This window comes from Paenibacillus sp. B01 (assembly GCF_009649995.1).
In the GTDB taxonomy this organism is placed as follows: domain Bacteria; phylum Bacillota; class Bacilli; order Paenibacillales; family Paenibacillaceae; genus Paenibacillus_O; species Paenibacillus_O pasadenensis.
On record NZ_CP045802.1, the window covers coordinates 5,071,721 to 5,093,278 of the forward strand.

17 protein-coding genes are annotated in these 21,558 nt (G+C 63.8%); 4 read left to right on the forward strand and 13 right to left on the reverse strand.

Features of this window, described 5'->3' with window-relative positions; translation table 11 throughout:
* Window positions 1-4: 4 nt before the first annotated feature.
* Complete coding sequence (locus GE073_RS21745) at window positions 5-724, reverse strand: MerR family transcriptional regulator (protein WP_153784354.1); 720 nt, start codon at window positions 722-724, stop codon at window positions 5-7.
* 137 nt (window positions 725-861) lie between these two features.
* On the opposite strand from GE073_RS21745, the gene GE073_RS21750 reads away from it, so the two are divergent.
* Window positions 862-1,383, forward strand: a complete 522-nt coding sequence (locus GE073_RS21750) for a PCYCGC motif-containing (lipo)protein (RefSeq protein WP_052333156.1) — start codon at window positions 862-864, stop codon at window positions 1,381-1,383.
* A 243-nt stretch (window positions 1,384-1,626) separates the two neighbouring features.
* Here the strand turns inward: GE073_RS21750 and GE073_RS21755 are convergent, their stop codons facing one another.
* The 12 genes from GE073_RS21755 to GE073_RS21810 all read right to left on the reverse strand — a co-directional run bounded on the left by GE073_RS21755 (window position 1,627) and on the right by GE073_RS21810 (window position 17,384).
* On the reverse strand, window positions 1,627-2,832 hold the full coding sequence (locus tag GE073_RS21755; RefSeq protein WP_028598653.1) for a DmpA family aminopeptidase: 1,206 nt from the start codon (window positions 2,830-2,832) through the stop codon (window positions 1,627-1,629).
* A 227-nt stretch (window positions 2,833-3,059) separates the two neighbouring features.
* Entirely contained in the window at window positions 3,060-3,653 is a 594-nt protein-coding gene (locus tag GE073_RS21760; protein WP_153784355.1) for a YjgB family protein, read from the reverse strand.
* 67 nt (window positions 3,654-3,720) lie between these two features.
* Window positions 3,721-4,515: a hypothetical protein gene (locus GE073_RS21765; RefSeq protein ID WP_153784356.1), complete on the reverse strand. Its 795-nt coding sequence runs from the start codon at window positions 4,513-4,515 to the stop codon at window positions 3,721-3,723.
* Window positions 4,516-4,540: 25 nt separating this feature from the next.
* Window positions 4,541-6,370 carry a glycoside hydrolase family 5 protein gene (locus tag GE073_RS21770; protein ID WP_153784357.1) on the reverse strand — a complete coding sequence of 610 codons (1,830 nt, stop codon included), beginning with the start codon at window positions 6,368-6,370 and terminating at the stop codon, window positions 4,541-4,543.
* 164 nt (window positions 6,371-6,534) lie between these two features.
* A complete protein-coding gene (locus GE073_RS21775) occupies window positions 6,535-8,352 on the reverse strand; it encodes a helix-turn-helix domain-containing protein (RefSeq protein WP_153784358.1) in 1,818 nt (605 codons plus the stop codon).
* On the reverse strand, window positions 8,352-10,244 hold the full coding sequence (locus tag GE073_RS21780) for a sensor histidine kinase (RefSeq protein WP_228551705.1): 1,893 nt from the start codon (window positions 10,242-10,244) through the stop codon (window positions 8,352-8,354). Before GE073_RS21780 ends, GE073_RS21775 begins: the two co-directional genes overlap by 1 nt.
* A 115-nt stretch (window positions 10,245-10,359) precedes the next feature.
* Window positions 10,360-12,039 carry a type 2 periplasmic-binding domain-containing protein gene (locus GE073_RS21785; protein ID WP_153784359.1) on the reverse strand — a complete coding sequence of 560 codons (1,680 nt, stop codon included), beginning with the start codon at window positions 12,037-12,039 and terminating at the stop codon, window positions 10,360-10,362.
* Window positions 12,040-12,131: 92 nt separating this feature from the next.
* The gene (locus GE073_RS21790) at window positions 12,132-13,019 is read right to left on the reverse strand and encodes a carbohydrate ABC transporter permease (RefSeq protein WP_153784360.1); all 888 of its coding nucleotides are present in this window, start codon (window positions 13,017-13,019) and stop codon (window positions 12,132-12,134) included.
* A gap of 18 nt (window positions 13,020-13,037) precedes the next feature.
* The gene (locus GE073_RS21795; RefSeq protein ID WP_028598647.1) at window positions 13,038-14,006 is read right to left on the reverse strand and encodes an ABC transporter permease; all 969 of its coding nucleotides are present in this window, start codon (window positions 14,004-14,006) and stop codon (window positions 13,038-13,040) included.
* A 539-nt stretch (window positions 14,007-14,545) separates the two neighbouring features.
* Window positions 14,546-15,169 carry a uridine kinase gene (gene udk / locus GE073_RS21800; protein ID WP_153784361.1) on the reverse strand — a complete coding sequence of 208 codons (624 nt, stop codon included), beginning with the start codon at window positions 15,167-15,169 and terminating at the stop codon, window positions 14,546-14,548.
* A gap of 180 nt (window positions 15,170-15,349) precedes the next feature.
* Entirely contained in the window at window positions 15,350-15,862 is a 513-nt protein-coding gene (locus GE073_RS21805) for a VOC family protein (protein ID WP_228551706.1), read from the reverse strand.
* A gap of 442 nt (window positions 15,863-16,304) precedes the next feature.
* A complete protein-coding gene (locus GE073_RS21810; protein WP_028598637.1) occupies window positions 16,305-17,384 on the reverse strand; it encodes a DctP family TRAP transporter solute-binding subunit in 1,080 nt (359 codons plus the stop codon).
* A gap of 172 nt (window positions 17,385-17,556) precedes the next feature.
* Here GE073_RS21810 and GE073_RS21815 point away from each other — a divergent pair, with 172 nt between their 5' ends.
* The 3 genes from GE073_RS21815 (at window position 17,557) to GE073_RS21825 (ending at window position 21,538) form a co-directional block, all read left to right on the forward strand.
* The gene (locus GE073_RS21815) at window positions 17,557-19,179 is read left to right on the forward strand and encodes an ATP-binding protein (RefSeq protein WP_043111209.1); all 1,623 of its coding nucleotides are present in this window, start codon (window positions 17,557-17,559) and stop codon (window positions 19,177-19,179) included.
* Complete coding sequence (locus tag GE073_RS21820; protein WP_028598635.1) at window positions 19,166-19,867, forward strand: response regulator; 702 nt, start codon at window positions 19,166-19,168, stop codon at window positions 19,865-19,867. The genes GE073_RS21815 and GE073_RS21820 overlap by 14 nt, the downstream gene beginning before the upstream one ends.
* 225 nt (window positions 19,868-20,092) lie before the next feature.
* Window positions 20,093-21,538 carry an NAD-dependent malic enzyme gene (locus GE073_RS21825; RefSeq protein WP_028598634.1) on the forward strand — a complete coding sequence of 482 codons (1,446 nt, stop codon included), beginning with the start codon at window positions 20,093-20,095 and terminating at the stop codon, window positions 21,536-21,538.
* Window positions 21,539-21,558: the final 20 nt, after the last annotated feature.

The window sequence follows — 21,558 nt, forward strand, 5'->3', positions numbered from 1 at the left end:
CCTCTCAGGCACGGTCCGCGTAAACCGCCATCGCTTCCTTCATGAAGGCCGCGAGCCCTTCGCCGAAGCGGTCGATGTTCGCCGTGAAGCGCTCGTCGGCGACGTACATCTCGCCTAGATGGCGGAACATTTCCGGCGTGTAGGTCGAGAACCGCTGCAGGAAAGCGTACCACTCTCCGATCGCCGCCTGCGCCTCCGCCGATGCGGGCGGCTGCTCGCGCAGCGACGCCAGCCGGCGGTACAGCGCGTTCATCTCCTCCTGCCCCTGCTCGCCCATCGCTTTCTCGCCCGCTTCGTCCACGGCCTGGTCTCCCCAGCGCTCCCGCGCCTCCTGCTCGTACGGATTCGCCCCGAAGTCGAAGCCCTCGAACCGCTGCTTGTCGCTCATATCCATCTCTCCTTGTTCATGCCGGATCGTCCGCTCGACGTTGGCGATCAAGACGTCCAGACGCCTCCGCTTCTCCAGCAGCAGGTCGCGGTGCAGCCGCAGCGCTTCCTCCTCGCGGTAGCCGGGATCGTGCAGGATCGCCTTGATCTGCTTCAAAGGGAAGCCGAGCTCGCGGAAAAACAGAATCTGCTGCAGCGTCTTCAGGTCGCGCGGCGAGTACAGCCGGTAGCCCGATTCGGTCGCTTCCTCCGGATGAAGCAGCCCGATCTCGTCATAATGGTGCAGCGTCCGGACGCTCACCCCGGCCAGCTCCGCCGCTTCCTTCACCTTCAGCATCCGTTTTCCGCCTCCCTTCCGCTTCAGCATAAGGCCTCACGCAGCGTGAGGGTCAACCGTTTTTTTCGGGATGGAGCGCCTAGGTGTGATATAGTGGAAAAAAGCTCGTCCGCCAAAGGAGGCCATCCGTTCCCGCCATGATTCCTCATCGCATTTCCTTGCGGCCGCGTCTGCGCCGGCTGCTGCCGCTCGCCGGCCTCGCCCTGCTGCTGCTGCTTGCCGCCTGCGGGGGAGGCTCCGCTCCCGCTTCGGGCGGGGACGCCGAATCCGGCTCCTCGGCCGGCCACGCCGATCACGCCGATCATGCCGACCACGCCTCCGGCGACCTGCGCGAGGAGACCGCTTCGGCCGACACGCTGCCGAATTTCCTCGACGCCCAGCCGGAGCAGATCCGCATCGTCTACGCCGCTTCCGCCAAAGCCGCCGAGCTGCTCTCGACGATGCCGTGCTACTGCGGCTGCATGGAGAGCGTCGGGCACAAGAGCAACCTGAACTGCTTCATCCATGAGATGCGCGAGGACGGCTCCGTCATCTGGGACGACCACGGCACGCGCTGCGGCGTCTGCCTGCAGATCGCCGCCGAGTCGATCTCGATGATGGCCGAAGGCAAGTCGCCGGAGGAGATCCGCCAGACGATCGAGGACATGTACGCCGCCTGACGGTCGAGAGAGGCGCGTCCGGCCCGACGAGGAGCCGGGCGCCCCGCCAGGCGCGGTCTGCCTTGAAGCGCCAACGGCCTGCACAGCCTTGACCGAGGCTCTGGCCTGCACGGTCCTGACCGAGGCTCTCCTGATCGTGAAAATCAAGCCGCCGCTCCCGCCTGCGAAGCCAGCCCGAGCCCCCGCCTTGCGCGCGGAGCTCGGGCTGTTCGGCTTGGCGCTCGAAGGACAGGATCGCGCCCGCTACCCCTCCAGCCAGCGGACGATGCGCTCGATTGGCAGCGCCTCGACGCGGCGGCCCTCCTGCCCGGTCATGCCGATGCCCGCGCACAAGGAATTCCAGATCGCCTCCTCGGTCGCCTCCGCCGCCGCGCGGAAGGCGTCCGCGAGCGTCGGGCCGTCCTCCCGCAGCGAGCGGCGAGCCGGCGCGAGCTCGTCCGGCTCATGGGCGACGCGCTCCGCCGTGCTGAAGGCGACGACGATGTCGCCGCTGCCGTGATCGGCCGCCGAGCCCGTGCGGGCGAGCCCGAACGCGGCCCGCTTGGCGAGCCGCTTCAGCTGACGGGCGTCGAGCGGCAGATCCGTCGCCAGCACGATGATGATCGAGCCGTCCTCGGAGCGCTCGGGCTGTGGCTGGGGCTGGGACAGCGGGAAGGAGCCGCTGCCGCCTTCTCCCGCTCCTTCGCCCCCCTGCTCCATGCCGGCAAGCGGCCGGCTCGCGTCCTTGCGCGCCGCGGCTGCCTGCTCCTCCAGCCAGCGCCCGACCGGGCGGCCGAGCAGCGTCAGATCGGCGCGCCGGCCGAAGTTGCTCAGCACGAGCGCCCCGACCGTGCCGCTGCCCTGCTCCGTCCGCACGAGCCGGGACGAGCTGCCGATGCCGCCTTTATAGCCGAAGCAGACCATGCCGGTGCCGGCTCCGACCGCGCCTTCCTCGGGAGGCACGCCCTCCGCCGAGCCGCGGGCGAGCCGGACCGCGCGCTCGGCATGCTCCGGCCGCACATGCAGGCCGCGCATGTCGTTCAGATAGCGGTCGTTGCACTCCGCCGCCACGATGTTGATCGAGCCGGCTTCTCCGCCGACGCCCTCGTCCTGCTCCATCATGGCGCGCAGCCCGCCCTCGAGCGCGGCGCCGACGCCGAACGTATTCGTCAGCAGGATCGGCGCCTCCAGCGTGCCGAGCTCCTCGATCTGCACGAGCCCCGCCGTCTTGCCGAAGCCGTTCACGACGTAGGCGGCAGCGGGCACCTTTTCGCGAAACGGATTGCCGCCATGCGGCAGGATCGCCGTCACGCCGGTGCGCACCGCATGCCCCGGCTCGTCCCGGATCAGCGTCACATGCGCCGTCCGCACGCCAGGCACATCCGTGATGGCGTTGACGGGACCGGGCGGCAGTCCTCCGATCCGCACGCCATGTTCGCGCAGCCGCTTCCTTTCACGGGCCTTTTCCATCGTCGATCTCTCCCTCCCCGCCGAAGCGCACGCAGGCAAGCCGGCTACGACATACGCAGTCCCCGCCATGCTCTTGCCCTCGCCTGCCGCTGTCGGCTGTTCCGATTCCAGTGTAGCCTTCCGGCTGCCGGTTGAAAAGCAGGGATGGCGTCCCCGCCTGCAAAAGAAAAGACATCTGTCCCGGGGAGTCCCGGAACAGATGTCGCGCTTCACGTCCCGGCGGCCGCTCAGAGCGCCTTCGGGATCAGATTGATGTGGTCGAGGTCCGTGCCTTTGACGTCGTTGAAGATGAAGTCGAGCTGATAGTTGCCGCGCACGTAGCTGAGCTTCTTCTGCTTCTTGCCGCCCGACGTGAACACGGTGGAAGCCTGCGGCATGAACCACTGCTGGACGAGCAGGTCGCGCGTCATGCCGCCGATGTTCGTCTGGCGCTCGACGTTCGTGCCGAAGTAGCGCATCTCGGCGACGACGTTGTCGCGGTCGTAGCGGAGCGCGTAGCCGGGATGGCCCATCTCGGCGTGATAGAAGTCGAACCCTCCGGCCGTCTTGCGCGGCTCCGGCGCCTCGCCGAGCTGGTCGATGACCTGCTGGCGGGTCGTCTTGCCGATCGTGAAGCCGTTGAAGTTCGGGAACTGGCCCTCGAGCGCCGGCTTGTACATCGCCATCAGCTTCTCCATCGCCATTTTCTGATCCGAGGCCGACGCCGCTGCGGCCGGCTTGGCTGCTGCATGGGCCGCCTCCTGCGGCAGCGAGGCTCCGAATCCGGCGACGACGGCCGCCGCCAGCACCGAGAGGGCGGCTTTTTTTGCGTTTGCTTTCATGGTGAACGCCTCCTTTTGGTTCTATTACCCATCCGCAGGATGTTTGGCCCGCTTCGGGGTAAATATTTTAGATATAAATAATTAATGATGCATAGATCCAGACGGAGCGCGCAGCGGAAAGGTTGCAGAGCCTCGGCTTGATTAGGGAGTCGAGAGTGCCTTGGCTCGCGGGAATCCGGGGATGCGGCTCGTCCAGGGAGCGGAGAGTGCCTTCAATCGCGGGAATGTGGGGCTTCGGCTCGGCCAGGGAGCCGAGAGTTCCTTGAATCGCAGGAATCCGGGGCTTTGGCTCGGCCAGGGAGTAGAGAGTGCCTTCAATCGCGGGAATCCGGGGGTGCGGCTCGTCCAGGGAGCCGAGAGTTCCTTGAATCGCAGGAATCCGGGGCTTTGGCTCGGCCAGGGAGTCGAGAGTGCCTTGAATCGCAGGAACTCGGGGCTTCGGCTCGACCAGGGAGTCGAGAGTGCCTTCAATCGCGGGAATCCGGGGCTTCGGCTCGGCCAGGGAGTCGAGAGTGCCTTCAATCGCGGGAATCCGGGGCTTCGGCTCGGCCAGGGAGTCGAGAGTGCCTTCAATCGCGGGAATCCGGCGCTTCGGCTCGGCCAGGGAGCCGGGAGTGCCTTCAATCGCGGGAATCCGGGGCTTCGGCTCGGCCAGGGAGTCGAGAGTGCCTTCAATCGCGGGAATCCGGGGCTTCGGCTCGGCCAGGGAGCCGGGAGTGCCTTGAAGCGCGGGAATACGGGGCTTCCGCCCGACCAGGGAGTCGAGAGTGCCTTGGCTTGCTTCCACGGAAGGCGGCTGCACCGGCAAACTGTTATAAAGCGTCCCGCCCTGCGCAGATGCAGGTCGGGACGCTTTATCCAATGTTCTAACTCCCAGGCCGCGGCGCTCAGCCTAGCCAGATGCCTTCCAGCAGCAGCGCGCCGCCGCTCGCCTTCACGACGAGCCGGCGCAGGCCCGGCTCCGGCTGCGGCAGCGCGCCGAGCTCGGCCTCGCTCCACTCGCCGCTGGCGTCCAGCCGTCCGATCGGACGGCCGTCCAGCTCGAGCTCCGCCGCCGCTCCGGCCGCAGCAGCCTTGAGGCGCAGCTTGACGCCGAAGCCGGCCGCCTCGCCGCTCTCTTGGGCGCCGACATCCAGGTCCATCACCGCCGCTTCGCGGCCGACACCGCCTGCGGAATCAGCCGCAGCTGCCGCCTCATCGCTCGCTTGGGCGCCGCCGTCAGGAGTCGCCGCCGAACCGGTCGCCGCGGCATTCGCCCGGGCCGCGCCCGCAGCCGCCGAACCGGCGCGCGCGGCATCCGCTGCGGCATCCGGCGCGAGGAACTCGTACGCCGTCCAGGCTCCTGCCGGCAGCTCGACGCACAGCCCGTCGCCGACATTCCACGGATGCCAGCCCGGCTCCGACGGCGGCAGATGCGGCGCTCCGTCCAGCTTGCGGATCGCCAGGCCGTCGCCGCGGCGGTAGCCGCTTTCCCAGTCGATGCGCTCCGCTCCGCCGAGGCCGAAGCTTTCGCCCTCGCCCTTGTAGCCGTAGTGGATCGCCGGAATGCGGACCGGCAGCCGGCGCAGCAGCGCGTTCACGACCTCCGGACGGTAGTCGACCGCCGCCAGCGGGAGGCCGTCCAGATAGTCGCCGAGGATGCGGACCGCCTCCTCCGGCTCCGGCTTGGCGCCGCCCTCCAGCCACGCGCCGAGCTTCTCCCAGCCATCCGGCTTGCGGACCGAGCAGGGGGAGTTGGTCGTGTCCATCTTTTTCCACGTCCAGAAGTTCCAGCCGATGCGGTGGTCCTCGAACAGCCGGAATCCGCCTGCGTACCAGTCCAGGTCGTTCTCCCCGCCCTCGCCCATGAAGATCGGCACGTTCCACTCGTCGCGGAAGTCGAGGTACTTCTGGATGCTCTCGGTGTCGGGGTTGTTCCAATACTTGTGGAACTGATAAAGCACGTTGCCGTCGAGCTTCTCCGTGAAGATGCTGAAGTCCGTCGACCAATGCACGCCCTCGACGACGATGAGATGGCGGTCGTCGACCTCGCGGATCGCCGCGATCATGTCGCGGTACAGCGGCTCGACGCGGTCATTGTACTGCCCGTGGAATTCCGGCAGCGGCTCGTTGAGCAAGTCGTAGCCGGCGACGATCCACTCGTCGCGGTAGCGCTTCGCCAAATAGCGCCACAGGTCGATCGACGCCTGGCGGTGCTCCGCCGAGGTGAACAGCTCCGGCTGGTCGTTTTCGCAGTCGTCGATGTTGGCTCCGGTCTGCCCGCCCGGCGCGCCGTGCATGTCGAGGATGACGTAGACGCCCCACTTGCGGCACCAGCCGACGACGTCATCGAGCAGCCCCACCTGGAAGGCGTTGTAGCCGTCCTCGTTCAGCGGGCCCTCGAGCAGCTTGCGCGAGTTGAACGGCACGCGCACCGAGTTGAAGCCCTCGAGCGCCAGCTGGCGGATGTCCTCCTCGGCCGTGTAGCGTTCAAAATAGGTGCGCCAAAACGCCTCCGCCCCGCTCTCGCCGAGCAGGCCGGACACCATCGCCTCGATGCGGCGCGGCCGGTCGCCCTGCTGCGGCATCTTCCACATGTAGCCCTCCGGCAGCAGCCAGCTGCCGAGGCCGACTCCGCGCAGGATGAGCTCCTCGCCTCGTCCGTTCACGAGCCGCTTGCCGTCGGCCTTGACCCAGCCGTCGACCTCCGATTGCCGGCATCCGTTCTCCGTCGCCATTCGTTCCGCCTCCGTCTCTCTGATTGTAATCGTTTACGGTCCGTTGCGAGCTTTCGCCGTCTCCGCCGCCGCTTTGCGGACGGGATTCCGTCCGCGGAGCTTGATGGCCTTGCGCGCTGCCGAGGCAGCCGCGCTGGGGCAGCCGTGCCGGGGCAGCCGTGCCGCTACCGCCCCGGGCCGATGCCCTGGCGCATGCTGCGGAACTCCAGCGGCGTGATGCCCTCGGCCTCCTTGAACACGCGCGTGAAATGCTTGACGTTGTCGAAGCCGGACTGCGCGCTGATCTCGTACACCTTAAGGTCGGAGCTGGACAGCAGATCCTTAGCCCGGTTCAGCCGCAGCTTGCGCAGGTACGACGAGAAGCTCTCGCCGGTATGCTCCTTGAACGCCTGGCTGAAGTACGTATAGTTGAGCGAGATGTGGTTGCTCACGACCGCCATGTTGACGTCCTCGGCGTAATGCTCCAGCAGGTACTCGACCGCCTTCTGCATGTCCTTGCGGTCCGCATGGGCGCCGCGCACGCGGCCGACGAACTCGTCGAGCCGCTCCAGCAGCTGCTCCGCATGGCGGTAGTAGTCCTCGAACCGCTCGAAGTTCTCGATATGCCCGGCGTTCTTGTACAGCCGCAAAATATCGACCGACTCCTCGCCGTAGCTGCGGAACACGCCGTCGAACACCTCTTCGTTCAGCCGCCGGCTGATGCCCTCGAGGTAGCCGATCTCGCAGCGCCCGATAACCCGGATGTCGAGAATGCCCTGCAGCAGCTTTTTCATCTCGGGCAGCCGCCCCGTGCCGAGCAGGTTGGACAGCCTCCGAATCGGCTCCTCCGGCAGCGGACAGCCCGCGCTCAGGCTGCGCACGCTGTCATAGGAGAGCAGCGCGACGCCAGGATGCAGCAGGAAATACTTCTGCGCCTGCTGCGCCTGGCTGTACGCGCGACGCAGCTGCCCCGGGCCGGAAGCCCGAGAGCTGAGCGCCAGCCGGCAGCGCAGCAGCGCATGGCCGTCCAGCCGCGCTCCGAGGCGCCTCAGCAGCTCCTCGTCTTCCGCCGCCAGCACCAGGTCGCCGCCGCGCAGCTGCCGCATCGCCCAGGCCTCGCTGCCCGTCTCCTCCAACAGCGGCTGCACGAGCCCTTGCAGCTGCGAGCCCTCGCCGCCGCCGGCCGCCCGCAGGACGCCGACGGAGTAGTCGCCGGCGAGCCAGCCGAGGCCGGCCGCCGCCAGCGCGGCGGCCTCAGGCGCCGCTTCGCCGGCCAGCATGCCTTGCAGCAGCTCGCCCGCCCGCGACTCGCGATCTGCCGGCGCAGCCGCGCCGGCCGCAGCGCCATGCCTGCGGTCCAGCTCGCCCTCCAGCCGCTCCAGCACCTCGAACAGCTCCTCGCGCTTGATCGGCTTGAGCAGGTATTCCTTGGCCTGGTAGCGGATCGCCGCGCGGGCATACGGGAAATCGTCATGTCCGCTCAGGATGATGACGAGCGGCGCCGGTCCGGCGAGCGGACGGGCGGCCGGACTTGCCGGCAGCTTGCCCTGCGCCGCCGGGTCCGGCGAGCCTGCCGCGCCTCGCTCGGAGCCGCCGGCCGCCTCTCGCTCAGAGGCATCGGCTGCGGCTCTGTCTCCTCGTCCGCTTTCGCCCTGTATGCCGGCTGCGGCTCTGTCTCCTCGTCCGCTTTCGCCCTGTGCGCCGGCTGCGGCTCTGTCTCCTCGGCCGCTTTCGCCCTGTGCGCCGGCTGCGGCTCTGTCCGCCCCGCCGCCGGTTCCGCGGCCAAGCGCATGCAGCCGCTCCAGCAGCCCGAGGCCGTCCAGCACCGGCATGCGGATGTCGGTGATCATCAGATCGGCCGGACTCGCGGCGAGCTGCTCCAGCGCCTCGCGGCCGTTCTCCGCGAAGCGGAACGCGTACCGCCCGGGGAACTGACGCTCGATCATCGCCTTCAGGCCGAGCCGGATATTCTTTTCGTCGTCTACAATCAGCAGATTGCGCATCAGCGCGGTTCACCTCCGGTCAGGATGAGATGGGGCAGCGTCATGACGACCTTCGTAAAGCTTCCTTCCACGCTCTCGACGCGCAAGCCGTACTCCTGGCCGTAGCTCATGACGAGCCGGTGGTCGACGTTGCGCAGCCCGATGCCGCTGCCTTCGCCGCGCCGGGCCGCCGACGTGCGCGCGCGCCGCTCCTGGTAGTCAGCCTCCTCCATGCGCATCATGCCGTTCAGGAGCCGCAGCTGCTCGCCCGGGATGCCGCAGCCGTTGTCGGTCACCTCGATGACGCAGTCGTCGAGCCGGATGAACGCCGACACCGTGATCGTCAGCTTGCCCGAGTCCGAGTCCAGGTCGTCCATCCCGTGCTTGACGGCGTTCTCGACGATCGGCTGCAGCGACATCTTGAGCACCTCCTGCTCGAGGCATTCCGGCGCGATGTCGAGCCGCAGCTCCAGCTTGCCGTCGTAGCGGATGTTCATGATCGCGATGTAGTTCTGGATATGCTGCACCTCGTCCTTCAGCCGCACATGCCCGCGCGTCCACTGCAGGCTGTAGCGCATCATGCCGCCGAGCGAGGTGAGCGCGTCGGAGATCGTGTACTGGCCCTCGATCTCGGCGAGCATCTTGAGGTTCTCAAGCGTGTTGTACAGGAAATGCGAGTCGATCTGGTTTTTGAGCGAGCGCAGCTCCGCTTCCTTGCCCGCCGCCTGCCGGTTCACCTGATCGACGATCAGCTCGTTGATCTTGCGCAGCAGCTGGCGGTAGTGATGGGCCAGCTCGCCGACCTCGTCGCTGCCCGCTACGGGCACGTCGACGTGGAAGTCGCCTCCGCGTACCTTTTTCATCGAGTCGCGCAGCACCCGCAGCCGCTTGAGAATAATCGACTGCATGAAGTACGAGAGCAGGATGAGCACGGCGATGAGCACGACGATCAGGATGACGAGATTGCCGCGAGTGCGCTCGATGTCCGCGAGCGTGTCCGTGCGGCTGACGAGGTTGACCAGATGCGCGTCCAGTCCGGGGATGAAGGCCTGGATCGCCAGGAACGACTGCCCGCCGGCCGTGAAATAAGACGTATGGTTGCCCGGAGCTTCCGTCAGGGCGATATGCCGCAGCAGCTCCTTGGCCGGCGTCTGCTGGAAGATCGGAGCGGCCATGTCGGCATGGACCTGGCCGCGGCGGTCCACGACGACCATGCGCGAGGAAGGATCCTGCACGCTGCTGAACGTCTTGGTGAAGAAATTGCGCAGCTCCATGCTGATCTCCAGCAAGCCGTTATGCGTCATATCGTCCGGATATTTGAACTCCCGCAGCAGCGACACCGACATCACCTCGCTGCCGGAGGTCGTGCTCGTGTTGTTCAGCAGCTCGCGGTTGTTCTGGATTTCCCACCATACCAGGCCTTTCCGATCCAGCACCGTATCGTACCAGGGCTTGTCGCGGATGCGCGCCTCGCTCAGCACGATCGGCCAGAATTCATGCACCTCGGGGTTGCTCGCGAACAGACGGATGCCCGAGATGCGCGGGTTGTTGAACAGGAAGCTCTGGAACATCTGGAACGTGCGCGTCTTGAAGTCGAGCAGCCACTCCGTATCGAGATCCTCCTTGGTCTGGAGGTAGTCGTTCATCTCCCGATTGGACAGAGCCAGCTGGCCGGTCCATTCCATCAGCTCGATGTTGTTCTGGATGTTCGTCCGCTCGATGTCGAGGATGCTCTCGTTTTTTTTGACCAGCTCGCGCATCGAGTAGTCGGAGACGCCGTGCAGCGTGTACCAGGAGAACAGCAGCATCGGGACGATGATGACGAGCACGAAGGAGGAAATCAGCTTCACCTGCAGCGGCAGGCTTCCGACGAATTCCCTTATGGTACCGATCCAGCTTCCCGTTCTCGCCACGTCGTCTTCACTTCCCGCTCTAGGATGGTACAAGCCTGGCCGTCCGCCCCGATCGGGAAGCGGACGGCCAGGCTTGAATGGCTGCTGCGGCTCGGGCCACTTCCCGGCTGCAAGCTTATTTGTTCAAGGATTCCAGCTTTTTCAGGTTCGATTCGTACGCGGCTTGACGGTAGGCGTCGATCGCTTCCTGCTCGCTGCGGTCCTTCAGGTACTTGTTGAAGATCTCGTCGAACTCGGCATCCGACTTGGCGAGGATCATCTTCGGCAGGGCCTTGCCCCAAGCGCGGGCGTTTTTGCTGCCGGCTACGCCTTCCTTGCTCGTCGCGGCCGGATCAAGATTGTCGAACTCGGCCATGCTGATCGACTTGCCCTTCGTCCAGTCTTCCATCTGCTTGGCAGGCTCGACGCTAGGCGGCGCCCACTGCAGGTTCATGTTCGTATCCATGAGCATCCAGTAGGTGAAGGAAGCCCCGTATTTCTGGTCGAACGCCGTGCGATCCTTGTTGAGCAGCTCAAGCGCTTCCGGCAGGAACTGGTCTTTGCCGTCGATTGTATCATACGTCACGCCTTTTTCACCAAGGAACAAGTCCTTGTTGCCCTCTTCGCTCATCAGGTAGCTGAGGAACGCGATCGCGCGCTTTTTGTCTTTGACGTTTTTGGAGATCAGCGTCACCGTCCAGCCGGAGATGCCGGGTCCGGACAGCGTCGGCTGGTCGCCGGCGGCGTTTTTCGGTCCGTCGACGGCGATGTACACCATGTTCGGATCCTTTTGGTACAGCTGCGTGTTCTGGGCGGCGAAGTCGGAGCGCTGGTACAGCATCGCGAAGTAGCGGCCTTGTGCGATCTTCTCTTCCATCTGCGGACGCTTGTCGATGAAGATGTCCTTCGCGAGCAGGCCGTCCTGGTTCGCCTGGCGGAACACCTTCAGCCACTTGAGGTATTCCGGATCCTGACGGCGGTCGTACAGCTTGCCGTCCTTCACTTGCGGGATGGCCAGGAAGTTCTGCAGGTAGCCCTCGAGCGAGTAGTTGCCCGTCTCCGTGAACTCATGCAGGCCGAGCGGGATGAGCGGCTGTCCGTTGACGTCCGGGAACTTCTCCTTCGCCAGCTTCAGCGCGTTCAGGAAGCCTTCCGGGGTGCTCATGTCCGGCTTGCCGAGCGCCTCGTACATGTCCTTGCGGACGGCGAACGTCTGGTTGGATGTGAAGTTCTCGCCGTATTTCTCATAGTCGGCCGGGGAGGACGACGCGTTCGGGTAGCCGTAGACGTTGCCGTCTTCCTTCGTATACCAGCCGAGCTTGGCCGGGTCGCCGACCTTGAAGAAATACGGATCGTACTCCTCGGCGAGCTTGTTGAGCGGCAGCACCAGCTTGCCCTCGATCATCTTGCGCACGCCTTCCTCGTACCAGCCGAGGGTGATGAAGTCCGGCAGCGAGCCGGAGGCCATCAGCGTGTTCAGCTTCTCGTTCTCGTTGCCGGCCGGCACGATGAAGTTCAGCGAGACGCCGGTCTTCTTCGTAATGTAGTCGGCCGTCGCGTCGCCGCCCCACTTCTTGTTGAACCAGCTGAAGTTCAAGTACCAGTCGAACGTGATCGGGGAAGTATCCTGCTTCCAAGCCGGCTCGTCGCTGGCCGCCGGAGCCGGCGATGCCGAAGCGTCCGTGCCTGCGGTCGGCGCGGGAGACGCCGTGCCGCCGCTGTTCGAGTTGCCGTTACCGTTCGACGAACAGGCCGCGACGGAGAAGGTCATGGCGAGCGCCAACAGCGTCGTCGCCACCTTGCGCGTAGTTCTCATGTAGAGTTGCCCCTTTTCTATAAAGAGATAGAAGTGCGATTTATATTATCAATCCCGCGGATTGCGGGAAGGATAACCGGGATGGATCGGCGTCAGCCCTTGAGGGAACCGACCATGAAGCCTTTGACGAAGTATTTTTGCAGGAACGGATAGACGCATACGATCGGCGCCGTCGTGACGACCATCGTCGCCAGCTTCAGCGACTGGCTGGTCACGGTCTGGGTGACGCCGCTCGGCATCGCCCCCAGCATCTGGTTCGAGCTGGACTGGGCCACGACCCGGTAGAGGAACGTCTGGATTGGCTGCAGGTCCGTGTTGTTGATATAGATCATGCCCGTAAAATAATCGTTCCATTGATAGACGCCGTGGAACAGCGCGATCGTCGCCACGACCGGCATCGACACCGGGATGATGACCCGGGTGAAGATCGTCAGGTCGTTGGCCCCGTCGATCCTCGCCGCCTCCTCCAGCCCCGCCGGAATCTCGCGGAAGAAGCTCAGGAAGATGATGAGGTCGAAGAAGCTGAACGCGGCCGGGATGATGTACACCAGGAAGTTGTCCAACAGGCCGAGATCGCGGATGAGCAGGTAGTACGGGATCAGGCCGCCGCCGAAGAACATCGTGATCGTGCCGATGATCATGTACAGGTTGCGCCCGATCAGCTCCCTGCGGCTGACCGCGTAGGCGACCATCGCCGTGAACAGGACGTGCACGGGCACGCCGACCAGCGTCTTGGCGACCGTCACTCCCATCGCGGTCATGATGCCCTCGCTGCGGAACACGGCCCGGAAGTTCTCCAGGCTGAATTCGCGCGGGATCCAGTAGATGCCGCCGCGCATCGCGTCGGCGCCGTCGTTGAAGGCGTTGACGAGAACGTACCAGATCGGGTACAGCGTCAGGAAGCAGATGATGAGCATGAGCAGCCCGTTGAGGATGCCGAAGGCCGCTTCGCCGGGGGTTTGCCTTTTCAAGGAAAACATCGTGGTCACGGACCTCCTTTAGAACAGCGAGTTGTTGTTGAGCTTCTTGGTGACGAAGTTGGCCATCAGCAGCAGGAACAGCGCGATGACGGACTTGATCAGGTTGACGGCCGTCGAGTAAGAGAAGCGGTTGTCGATCAGGCCGGTCTGGTAGACGTAGTAGTCGATGACGGTGCTCGCCTCGGCGTTGAGCTGGTTGCGAAGCACGAGGATCTGGTCGAAGTTGGAGTTCAGGACGTTGCCGACGGCCAGGATGAACAGGATCGTGATCGTGCCCATGATGGACGGCAGCGTAATGTTGCGCATTTTCTGCAGGCGTCCCGCGCCGTCGATCGTCGCCGCCTCGTACAGCTCCGGCGAGACGCTGCTGATGGCCGCGAGATAGATGATCGCCGACCAGCCGAGCTCCTTCCAGATGTCCGATACGATGATGATGGACCAGAAGTACTTCGGCTCCGCCAGGTAGGTGATCGGAGCGTCGATCACGTTCAGGGAGAGCAGGATCTTGTTGATGATGCCGACATCCGACAGCCAGGTGGCGAGGATGCCGCCGAGGATGACCCAGCTCAGGAAGTGGGGCAGGTAGGTGATCGTCTGCGTCCATCTCTTGAACATGACGGAGCGGACCTCGTTCAGCAGCAGCGCGAAGAGGATCGGCAGCGGGAAGCCGATGATCAGCTTGATGAGGCTGATGCCGAGCGTATTCTTGATGACGGTCAGGAGCATGTCGTCGCTGAGGAATTCCCGGAAGTTATCGAGGCCGACCCAAGGGGCCATCGACATCGGGAAGATGATGTCATATTCCTTGAAGGCGATGATGATGCCGTACATCGGGATGTAGTTGAACACGACCATCCATGCGACGCCGAGCAGCGCCATCACCTGCAGATATCGCTGACTGTAAATTCTCCTCAGCCATTTTTTCCATCGTTCGCTGCCCGCCTTCGGGCTGGCCGCCTCGATGCCGGCCTGTGCGCCTGGTTCCATGGTGCTTGCACCTCCACTTTCCTTGCCTTGCCATGTATCGCCGCGGCCGCAAGCGCCGCTAGCTGATTTCCGTATCGTCATTGTAAGCGCTTGAGATGTCGAAAAATAGGCGCCTCATTCTAGGTATGGTTACTATTTTTCAGGTGGCGAGGACGCGGCGGTCGCGCCTGCGGAGCGTCGCCCATTAACAAACTCAGCGTCTTGACCGAAAGCCATCGACGCAGCAAGGGGTCAGGCAAAGGGACAGTCTTGCCCTAACGATACTCAGCGTCGCTATCGGCCCTTTTTACGGCGCTTTTTCGGGCTAACGATACTGAGCCGTCTTATTTGCCACGCGCTGGCCTTATAAGCACCTCAACGGAAGAAATAGCGCTTCTGAGTTTTGGTAGAGTTTTGAGAATAGGCTTCGGGTGCCAAATAGCGTCGCTCCGTTTCGTTGCTTCTGCCTGCTTTCGAGGCTCGGCCTCCATAGAGCCGCCGCTCCCGGGCGAACATGAAAAAAAGCCGCCGGGACGCCCGGCGGCTCGTGCAAGCGGCGCTCAATAATGGCCGCTGCTCAGGTATTTCTCGGTGAGCGAGGCGAGGACGCCGATGCCCACTTCGTTGTGGCCGCCCTCGGGAATGATGAGGTCGGCGTATTTTTTGGACGGCTCGATGAACGCCTCATGCATCGGCTTGACCGTCTGCATGTACTGGTCGTGGATCGAGTGGATCGAGCGGCCGCGCTCCTCGATGTCGCGCAGCACGCGGCGCAGGATGCGCACGTCCGGATCGGTGTCGACGAACACCTTGATGTCGAGCAGACCGCGCAGCCCTTCGTCCGACAGGACATGCAGCCCTTCGATCATGACGATGCTGCTCGGCAGGAGCGTCACCGTCTCGTCCGACTTGCGCGCGTGCATCGTGAAGTCGTAGACCGGCGCTTCGGCCGCCACTCCCCGCTTCAGCTGCTGTAGATGCTCGACGAGCAGCTCGTTTTCGAACGCGAAGGGATGATCGTAGTTGATCTTCTCCTTCTCGGCGAACGTCAGCTCCGGCCGATCCCGATAATAGTTGTCCTGCGAGATGAACGTCACGTTGCCGGTCCCCATCCGCTCGATGACCGATCGGGCCACCGTCGTCTTGCCCGACCCCGTGCCGCCTGCGATACCAATGATAAGCATGTAGCTGCGCTACCTCCCCGAATTTGTTGCAATTCCCGTAGTGTAGCATATCGGGGAGGGATTTTCATCTGTCGATTCCGTGTCCAACGCCGATTGGATCCAATTGCGCCAGCCTAATAAATCGTTGCCGTTCCTGCCCTCCGTCGGGAGCGGCCAGGAGCTCAGCCATCGGCCGACAGCCTACAGGCTTTTACTCCACTCCGCCACTCGCCGCGCGCTTTCCTCCTCGGACAAGTCCTCGACGCGAGTCATGATCGACCATCGGATCCCGAACGGATCGAGGATGCTGCAGTAGCGGTCTCCGGATACGAAGTTCGCCGCCGGCTCTCGGACAGTCGCTCCGTGCTGGACAGCCAGCTCGAGAGCTCGGTCGACGTCGGGGACGTAGACGCCGAGCGAGTAGCAGGCGTCGCCTCCGCCGGGCGGCGGAACGAGATGATAGTCCGGATTGGCCGCTCCCAGCTGCAGGTACCCGTTGCCGAAGTCGATGTCCGCGTGCACGATGAACGAATTGCCGTCGGTGCCGACATCCGTCACGCTTTTCGTCTTGGCTCCGAAGACAGCTTCGTAGAAGCGAATGGCTTCGGCCGGATCGCTGACGACGATGAACGGCGTCAGGGCAGAGTAGCCGTGCGGTCTCCCGTTCGTCGTATGCTCGCCTGTAACGCCGCTGGTGCTCACATTATGGTCCACCCTAATTCCACCTCTCGTTATGATCGACGCCGGATGGCCGGAACCTCGTTGCGGCACCGCCGCGCGGCACATCGCGATCTCGGCTGGACGTCTGATAGTCTCGATTATAGAGAACGAGATGTTCGGGATATTGTAAAAAAGCGACAACGATCGGACAGCGGTTTCAATCGTCGCTTCCCTGGGGGAGACGCGCGCGGGACTACCATTTGAATGTGATCGGGCTACCGTTTCAATCTACGCTCCCCAGCGGGGAGCGACGTTAGCCGGGGCCCCTCGGTTATTTTCCAGATTTGTTTCAATCCACGCTCCCCAGCGGGGAGCGTAAACCGAAACAACCAATATGACAACGCGAAGAAGCAGACTACGTAGGTCTCGCCTGAGGGCATCGGTTAACACAGAACTCCGCTGATGCCGGTCGCCGAACCACGGGCCTCTTCCCCCGTCACTCCCCGCCTTGGCTCTCATACTTGCTCCGCAGCCGCCGGACCGCGTCCATCAGCTCGCGCCCCGCGAGCTTCTCCGCCTGTCCGTACAGCGGCTCCCACAAGTCCATCCACTCGCGTCGCTCCGCCTCTCCCAGGTCGATGATGCTCATCAGGCGGCCGCTCCTCATTTCCGCGAGCTCCTTGCGGCTCATTTCCCGCGCGCTCTCGTTGGCCCATCCCGTCGTCTCCCGCATCGCCTCTTGGATGATGCCCTGCACATCCGACGGCAGGCTTTCCCAGAACGAGAGGTTCATCACCACGGCGTACCCGAGGTACGCATGATTGCTGACCGTCATATAGTTTTGCACCTGATAGAACTTCTTGCTGTAAATATTCGTGATCGTGTTCTCCCCGCCGTCGACCGTCCCGCTTTCGAAAGCCTTGTACACGCTGTTGAACGGAATATCCGCCGTAGCCGCTCCCAAAGACCGGAACTGCGCGTCGATGATCGGGCTAGGAAGGATGCGGAATTTTAGGCCGCGGAAATCCTGCGGATGCTCCAAAGGCCGATCGCTCGCGGTCATCTGCTTGAATCCGTTGCCCCAGAAGGCGAGTCCGATCATCCCTCGGCTCTCCAGCCGCTTGAACAGCATCGAGCCGACTTCGCCGCCGAACGCCTCCTCCACCGCCTTTTCCGTGGGGAAAGCGAAGGGCAGGTCCATGACGCTCCACTCCGGCATGCGGGTCGACAGATTGGAGAAGGCCGGAGCGATCATCTGCACATCCCCGCGCGCCAGCGCGGCCTGCTCGTCCGGCTCCGTGTACAGCGTTCCGTTCGGAAACAGCTGCACCTGCACCTTGCCTCCGGACTTCTCCTCCACCAGGTCCGCGAACCGCTGCGCGGCGAGCCCCTTCGGCGTGTTCTCCGCGACGACATAGCTGAACTTGATGACATGCCTGCCGCTGAAGCCCGTCTGTTCGTCGTCCACCGGCAGCGGGCCGGGCAGCTTGTATCCCCCAAGCCAGAAGATCGTCAGCACGGCGGCAGCAGCCAGCAGCAGCCCTCCGCCCCATAGCTTGAATCGCCATTTCCCCATTCCGACACGAGCCCCCCGTCCTAGCCTGTTTGGACATCATCTTACCCTATCCGCCCTCTTTTGCAGAAGCCCTTGGCCGAATTCCCCGCCGGTTTGCATGCCTCAAGCTCTGGTGTATGATGAGGAAAAAGAGGCGCCGCTCTTATTCCAACGCAAGGAGACAGGCCCGACCATGCTGAAGCAGCTTAAAATCAATTGGAAAATCGCCCTGCTCTCCTTTGGCGTCGTGCTGTTCGCGCTTGCTGCCGGCGGCGGCGTCGCAGTCGGCAGCATTCTCCACCTGCAGGAGAAGGAGCTCGGCAGGCGGCTGCTCGTCACCGCCAAGACGGCGGCCAGCCTTCCGGTAATCGTCGCCGGCCTGGAGGATGCGGCCCTGCAGCCCAAGCTGCGGGAGGCCGCCGAAAAAATCGGCATCATCCATGACGCCACCTATGTGGTCGTCTTGGACATGCAGCATAAGCGGCTGTCGCATCCGGTTCCGGACCGGGTGGGCACCTTTTCCAGAGGAACCGACGAAGGACCGGCATTCGCCGAGCACAGCTATGTCTCCAAGGCAAAGGGCGAGCTCGGCACCGCGCTGCGCGCCTTCGTCCCGGTCATGGACAGCATGCATGTGCAGATCGGCACGGTTCTGGTCGGCCGGGTCCTCCCCTCGCCGAGGGAGGTCATCCTGCCCTTCGCCGGGCAAATCTCCACTGTCCTGCTGCTGTCGCTGCTCGTCGGCCTGGCCGGCTCATGGGCGCTCGCGAGGCAAATCAAAAAAGAGATGTTCGATATGGAGCCGCTGGAAATCGCGCGGCTGCTGATGGAGCGGGATGCGACGTTCCACGCGATGCATGAGGGCGTCATCGCCATCCATAACGACGAGCGGATTGCCGTGTTCAACGAACGGGCCCGACAGATTTTCCATATCGGAGGCGACGTGGTCGGACGGCCGATCCGCGACGTTCTCCCCGATACCCGGCTGCCCGAGATTCTAGAGCTGGATGCTCCGGTCTACCAGCAGGAAATCTTCATCGGCGGCCAGCATATCGTCAGCAACCGCGTGCCGATCCGCGTGCAGGGGCATACCGTCGGTGCCGTCGCCATCTTCCAGGACCGGACCGAGGTCGCCCGGATGGCGGAGGAGCTGACCGGGGTCAAAGCGCTCGTAGAGACGGTAAGGGTCCAGAACCATGAATATATGAACCGCCTGCACACGATCGGCGGGCTGATCCAGCTTGGACAAGGCGAAAAAGCTCTTGATTACCTGTTCCGCATGTCGGACGAACGCGAGCAGCTGAACCGGTTTCTCGGCACCCGTTTTTTCCATGACAGCCTGACGGGCTTGCTGCTCGGCAAGATCAGCCGGGGCCGTGAGCTCGGCATCGACGTGAGGATCGATCCGCACAGCCGGCTGCAGCGGTTTCCCAAGCATCTCGACCATCATGACTTCGTCGTCCTGCTCGGCAACCTGATCGAAAATGCCTTCGATTCGCTGGCGTCCGCTCCGGAGCCCCGGCGGGTGCTCGTCAGCCTCGAGCAAGACGACGAGCAGCTCTCGATGCTGGTGGAGGACAACGGCTGCGGCATGGACGAGCTCGTCCGCCAGCGCATGTTCGAGCGCGGCTTCAGCACCAAGCCCGGAGACGGAAGGGGCATCGGCATGTTCCTCATCGCCGGCATCGCGGAGAAAGGCGGCGGAACGATCCGGGTCGAATCCGCGCCTGGCGCCGGCGCGTCCATCACGCTGAGCTTTCCGATGACAGAGGAGAGTCGGCCGAAGAAAGGAAGAAGCGAGCATGAAGAGGATTAAGGTCGTCCTGATCGAAGACGATCCCATGGTGCGCGAGGTGAACCGGCAGTTCGTGGAATCGGTAGAGGGCTTCCATGTCACCGGCACCGCATCCAGCGGACGGGAAGGCATGGAGCTGATCCGCCAGATGAACCCGGACCTCGTCATTCTCGATATTTACATGCCGGGCCTCGACGGAATCCAGACGCTCCGGCAGCTGCGCAGCGAAGGCCATGCCGCCGGCGTCATCGTCATCAGCGCCGCCAACGACCGGGACACGATCCGCTCGATGGTGCAAGGCGGCGCGGATGACTACATCATGAAGCCGTTCAAGGCGGAGCGCGTGCGGGAAGCCCTGCTGCGCTGGCGCCAGCGCAGCAGGCAGCTCGCCGACGGCGGCCAGCTGGATCAGGGCGAGCTGGACCGCTTCCTGCACGGTCCCCTCTCCGCGTCAGCCTCCGCGCCTGCCTCCGACAACGGAGGCAGCCTGCCGAAGGGATTGCAGGCCGCAACGCTGGAGCATATCCTGCGTTATCTCGCGCTGCAGGAGGAAGCCGTATCGGCCGAGAGCGTCGCCGAGAATGTCGGCATCGCCCGCGTTACCGCCAGACGGTATTTGGAGCATCTGGCCAAGAGCGGCCAGCTCCGCCTTCAGCTCCAATACGGCCTCGGCAGGCCGGTCAACCTTTATTCTCTGGACAAAAGCTGAGCTACATGCCTCATCGAGAACCGCAGCCGCCTCGGCTGCGTTTTTTTGCTTTCCGGCAGAGCGATCGGCTCCCCTCGGTCGACCTGCTCCCCCATGACCATAAAGACCAAAACAACCATTATGACCGGATGCTAGCGCTTTCAATTGAAAGCGATATCATGAAAGGCAGACCCGCTTTCCAACCCTGAACCTTATCTTATATCCATGAAAAGGATGTGCCGTCCTATGTCCATCCCCGCAGGAGCTTCCACGCCGATCATACTCCGGCTGGAGCTCAGCCGCTCCACCGCTTCGTTCGCCCAGATCGCTACCGTCATCGGCGATACCGGGGGCGATATCGTCGCAATCGACGTCACCCGGTCGGACGCCGCCTCCACCGTGCGCGACCTGACCGTCAACGTGTACGAACGGAGTCATGCCGACCGGATCGCAGCGGCCGTCGGCCGGCTGCCGGGCGTCCGCGTGCTGCAGGTATCCGACCAGACGTTCCTCCTCCATATCGGAGGCAAGATCGAAACGACGCCCAAGACGCCGATCAAAAATCGGGACGATCTGTCCCGCGTCTATACGCCCGGAGTGGCAAGAGTGTGCATGGCCATTCATGAAAAGCCGTCGCGAGCCCATACGCTGACCATCAAGCGCAACACGATCGCCGTCGTCTCCGACGGCTCGGCCGTGCTTGGCCTCGGCAATATCGGACCGCAGGCCGCGATGCCGGTCATGGAAGGCAAGGCCGTCCTGTTCAAGCAGTTCGCCGGGGTGGATGCGTTCCCGATCTGCCTGAACACGCAGGACACCGAAGAAATTATCGCAATCGTCAAAGCGCTGTCCCCGACCTTCGGCGGCATCAATCTGGAGGACATCTCCGCTCCGCGCTGCTTCGAGATCGAACGGCGGCTGGCGGAGGAGCTCGATATTCCCGTCTTCCACGACGACCAGCACGGCACCGCCGTCGTGCTGCTGGCCGGCTTGCTCAATGCCGTCAAGCTTACCGGCAAGACGCTGGAGTCGTGCAAGATCGTCGTATGCGGCATCGGCGCCGCCGGCACGGCCTGCTCCAAGATGCTCATGGCCGCAGGCGTGACCAACATCATCGGCGTAGATCGCGAGGGCGCCCTCGTCCCCGGCAAGAGCTACGCCAACGAATTCTGGCAGTGGTATGCCGACAACTCCAATCCTTTCCGGCTCGAGGGCAGCCTCTCCGACGTGATCGAGGACGCGGACATCTTCATCGGCGTCTCCGGTCCCGGCGTGCTGAAGGCCGAGGATTTGAAAAAAATGGCCGTCGACCCGATCGTCTTCGCGATGGCGAACCCGACTCCCGAAATTCTGCCGGAGGAGGCCGCGCCTTACGTCCGCGTCATGGCGACAGGCCGCTCCGACTATCCGAACCAGATCAACAACGTGCTCTGCTTCCCGGGCATCTTCCGCGGCATCCTCGACTGCCGCGCCTCCCGCGTCACGGAGGAGATGAAGCTCGCTGCCGCCAAAGCGATCGCTTCCGTCGTGACGGACGAGGAGCTGAACGAGCAGTATATCATTCCGAGCGTGTTCAACCACCTGGTCGTGGAGAGGGTGCGCGAGGCGGTCATCGAAGCGGCGTACGCCTCCGGCGTCGCCCGCAAGGAAACTCCCTCCAAGCCGAGGGCTTCGTCTCCGACTCCGATCTAAGGACCGCCATCCGCCATCAA

Bases quoted from the DNA above. Each gene is read 5' to 3' on its own strand.
- GE073_RS21775 (WP_153784358.1), bottom strand. From the start codon at position 8,352: ATGCGCAATCTGCTGATTGTAGACGACGAAAAGAATATCCGGCTCGGC.
- GE073_RS21795 (WP_028598647.1), bottom strand. From the start codon at position 14,006: ATGGAACCAGGCGCACAGGCCGGCATCGAGGCGGCCAGCCCGAAGGCG.
- GE073_RS21790 (WP_153784360.1), bottom strand. From the start codon at position 13,019: ATGTTTTCCTTGAAAAGGCAAACCCCCGGCGAAGCGGCCTTCGGCATC.
- GE073_RS21770 (WP_153784357.1), bottom strand. From the start codon at position 6,370: ATGGCGACGGAGAACGGATGCCGGCAATCGGAGGTCGACGGCTGGGTC.
- udk (WP_153784361.1), bottom strand. From the start codon at position 15,169: ATGCTTATCATTGGTATCGCAGGCGGCACGGGGTCGGGCAAGACGACG.
- GE073_RS21745 (WP_153784354.1), bottom strand. From the start codon at position 724: ATGCTGAAGGTGAAGGAAGCGGCGGAGCTGGCCGGGGTGAGCGTCCGG.
- GE073_RS21820 (WP_028598635.1), top strand. From the start codon at position 19,166: ATGAAGAGGATTAAGGTCGTCCTGATCGAAGACGATCCCATGGTGCGC.
- GE073_RS21810 (WP_028598637.1), bottom strand. From the start codon at position 17,384: ATGGGGAAATGGCGATTCAAGCTATGGGGCGGAGGGCTGCTGCTGGCT.
- GE073_RS21825 (WP_028598634.1), top strand. From the start codon at position 20,093: ATGTCCATCCCCGCAGGAGCTTCCACGCCGATCATACTCCGGCTGGAG.
- GE073_RS21760 (WP_153784355.1), bottom strand. From the start codon at position 3,653: ATGAAAGCAAACGCAAAAAAAGCCGCCCTCTCGGTGCTGGCGGCGGCC.
- GE073_RS21785 (WP_153784359.1), bottom strand. From the start codon at position 12,039: ATGAGAACTACGCGCAAGGTGGCGACGACGCTGTTGGCGCTCGCCATG.
- GE073_RS21750 (WP_052333156.1), top strand. From the start codon at position 862: ATGATTCCTCATCGCATTTCCTTGCGGCCGCGTCTGCGCCGGCTGCTG.
- GE073_RS21755 (WP_028598653.1), bottom strand. From the start codon at position 2,832: ATGGAAAAGGCCCGTGAAAGGAAGCGGCTGCGCGAACATGGCGTGCGG.
- GE073_RS21815 (WP_043111209.1), top strand. From the start codon at position 17,557: ATGCTGAAGCAGCTTAAAATCAATTGGAAAATCGCCCTGCTCTCCTTT.